Source organism: Pseudomonadota bacterium, from assembly GCA_010028905.1.
In the GTDB taxonomy this organism is placed as follows: domain Bacteria; phylum Vulcanimicrobiota; class Xenobia; order RGZZ01; family RGZZ01; genus RGZZ01.
Genome location: RGZZ01000564.1, coordinates 1 through 2,958, shown reverse-complemented (window position 1 = coordinate 2,958; position 2,958 = coordinate 1). Strand labels below are relative to the sequence as shown.

Annotated in this window: 4 protein-coding genes; 1 reads left to right on the top strand and 3 read right to left on the bottom strand. The window is 67.8% G+C overall.

Annotation, left to right across the window (positions count from 1 at the left end; translation table 11 throughout):
- A partial coding sequence (locus EB084_22865; GenBank protein NDD31106.1) for a DEAD/DEAH box helicase occupies positions 1-1,613 on the bottom strand: 1,613 nt, incomplete at its 3' end.
- A 111-nt stretch (positions 1,614-1,724) separates the two neighbouring features.
- Between EB084_22865 and EB084_22860 the strand changes: the two genes are divergently transcribed.
- On the top strand, positions 1,725-2,153 hold the full coding sequence (locus EB084_22860) for a hypothetical protein (GenBank protein ID NDD31105.1): 429 nt from the start codon (positions 1,725-1,727) through the stop codon (positions 2,151-2,153).
- 92 nt (positions 2,154-2,245) lie between these two features.
- Here EB084_22860 and EB084_22855 read toward each other — a convergent pair whose 3' ends face one another.
- Together EB084_22855 and EB084_22850 are read right to left on the bottom strand one after the other, a co-directional pair.
- A complete protein-coding gene (locus EB084_22855) occupies positions 2,246-2,491 on the bottom strand; it encodes a hypothetical protein (protein NDD31104.1) in 246 nt (81 codons plus the stop codon).
- A 25-nt stretch (positions 2,492-2,516) separates the two neighbouring features.
- Positions 2,517-2,834: a YtxH domain-containing protein gene (locus tag EB084_22850; GenBank protein NDD31103.1), complete on the bottom strand. Its 318-nt coding sequence runs from the start codon at positions 2,832-2,834 to the stop codon at positions 2,517-2,519.
- Positions 2,835-2,958 lie beyond the last annotated feature (124 nt).

The following is a 2,958-nucleotide window of genomic DNA, read 5'->3' as shown; positions in this document are numbered from 1 at the left end:
TTGGGGCCCTTCTTGCCGCCCTCGTGCTCGAAGGTCTTGGGGCCCTTCTTGCCGCCCTCGTGCTCGAAGGTCTTGGGGCCCTTCTTGCCGCCCTCGTGCGCGAAGGTCTTGGCCCCCTTCTTGCCGCTCTCGTGCGCGAAGGTCTTGGGGCCCTTCGAGGGGGACGGGCGCGCCGAGAAGCGCTCACCGCGGCCCCTGGGACCCCTGTCATCGCCCATGTCGCCCGCGCTGGGATACCCTCCCCCGCCACCACGGCGAGGCGCGCCCATGCGGGCGCCAGGAGGTTTGGACTTGGGGAAGATCTCCTCGACGTACTCGTCGGGACGCGTGGTCTCGGTGCCCCGCACGAGCTGCACCAAGGCCGCCGTGAGCGTGCGCAGGTCCTTGCCAGAGGCCACCTGTTCATCGACCCAGCGCAGCGAAGGGTCGAGATTGTCTTCGACCGCCACCTGATCGACCCGCTCAGCGAAGCGATGATCGCGGCGCGCGTGCACCTCGCCCACCGTCGGAACCACCATGCGCTTTGCCGGCGATTTCGTGTAGTGCCCGACCATGGCCAGGCGCCCCTGCTCGCGGGGGGTCACCAGCGAGATGGCGGTGCCCTCGGTGCCCGCGCGCGCCGTGCGGCCGATGCGGTGCACATAGTCGGCCGGCTGATCGGGGAAATCGTAGTTGAACACATGCGACACCGAAGGGATGTCGAGCCCGCGGGCCGCCACATCGGTGGCGACCAGCAAGGCGATGCGTCCCGCGCGGAAGCGCGCCAGCACCGACTCGCGCGCCTCTTGCGGCAGATCGCCGTGCAGCGCCTCGGCGGTGAAGCCACGCGCGATGAGGGCGTCGGCCAGCTGGGCGCACCCCAGACGCGTGCGCGCGAACACCAGCGCGCGCTCGACGGGCTCGGTCTCGAGCAGGCGGGTGATGGTGGCGAGCTTTGACGACTCGCTGATCAGGCAGAACCGCTGCGTGACCTTCGCCACCGTCATCTCGGCCTTGTCGTGGCCGATGGAGACGGGCTCACGCATGTACTTCTCTGAGAGGGCGCGCACCGGCGGCGGGATGGTGGCCGAGAAGAGCGCGGTCTGACGCGTCTCTGGCGTGGCCCCGAGCAGCTTGTCGACGTCGTCGATGAAGCCCATGCGCAGCATCTCATCGGCCTCGTCCAGGGCGACGCACGTCACGCCGTCGAGCTTCAATGTGCCCTTCTCGATGAGATCGAGGGCGCGACCTGGGGTGCACACCACCACCTGCACCCCTTCGGCCAGCTTCTTTCCCTGCCAGGCATACGACTGCCCGCCATACACCGCGAGCGCGTGGACGCCCAGCTGCTTGCCGTAGCGATTGAACGCGCGGGTCACCTGGGTTGCAAGCTCGCGGGTGGGAACCACAACCAGCCCCTGAACCCGTTTCACCTCGAGATCGAGGCGCGACAGCATGGGCAGCGCGAACGCCGCGGTCTTGCCGGTGCCCGTGTGCGCCTGGGCGATGACGTCTCGCCCCGCCAGCATCTCGGGGATGGCCGAAGCCTGGATGTCGGTCGGTGCCGTGTAGCCCACGGCGTTCAGCGCCTGCAGCAGCTCGTCGCGCAGGCCAAGATCTGAGAAGCTCTTCATTACCCTTGTTTCGCCCTGCGCAGCGAGAATCCCGCCACGGGTCGCTTTTCGTGCGCGGCCCCGCGCACGGGCGCACAGGGGACGACGTCAGAGCGTCGAACTGTTCCCCCCATGCTGAACCAGATGCTCGACCACGCGCGTTCCACAAGCGGAGACGCTCGCCTGCAGTGCCTCGAAGAGATGAGCGAAGTGCTCGCACGGGGCAAGTGGACGTCAGATGAAGCCACTCCCGTGGTAGAAGAGCTCGTGCGAATGGCGGCCACCGAACACGACACTGACACCCTCGAGGTGCTTCTCAACGATCTGGTGAGCGCCTTCGACTGCGGCATCCCCCTGTCGGTGTCGCTGTCTCCGCTGGTTCCCCTGCTCGATCGCGTCGAAGACGAGAACCTCATCGACTACGTGCTCCATCTGCTGGGGCAGTCGCGCCAGATGCAGTTCTTTCCCGCCATTGATCGCTTCACGTCAGACCCCCGGGAAGCGGTGCGCGCATCCGCCGAGTCTGCCATGAGCGAGCTCATGGGGCAGACCGACGACTGATCGGCTGCCGCCCGCCGCGGCAGCGCCTCCGCCAGACACAGGCAGGAGACGCGCCACAGCAGCCGACGGCCGTGTACGGCCCCGGTCGGGGCTCAGACCCGATCGCGCAGATGCGCGCTGGCCACCATGGCGTTCGCGCAGTGCGCCCCGCAGAAGAACCGCGCGTCGACCTCGACCCCGTGGCCGATGATGGCGCAGCCGCAGTGACGGCATCGCGGCGCCAGCCGCTGTATCGCGCACTCGAACGAATCGAACGCGTGGGTCACGCCATCGAGCACCACCTGCATGCACTTGTCGTACTCATTGCCACAGACCTCGCAGGTCTGCGGTTGCAGCATCGGCATGGGCTTCCTCCGTTTCAGCTCAGACCTGCGGTGCTGGCGCCGCATCTGGCGACGCCACCACCGCTCGCTCGACGCCGAGCGCCTGACGCAGGTCGTGGGCCAGACCGATGGCGCGATTGCGCAGGTCTCGCCCCCTGGCCTCCGCGCGATGCGCGGTCTTGCGCGCCTCTGCAGCATAGTGTCGAAACTGGTTGGCAATGAGGTTGCGCGTGGTCGAGCCCCGATGGGGCGAGGTGAGATATCCGATGGCGACCCCCATCCCGGTGCCCGCCACCACGCCGAGCGTGAACGCGAGTGCCGGTTTCTCTGAAACGGTGAGTTCGAGCGTTCTTGCCATGAGATGTGCTCCTGTCGTGAGAGTGCCCGCCCCCTCTCAGACGTACCCCGCGCACCTCGTCTCGAACCCGCCCGCGGGGCACGTGGCTCTCGAGGCACCCATGAACTGTGACCGAGGCGCACGT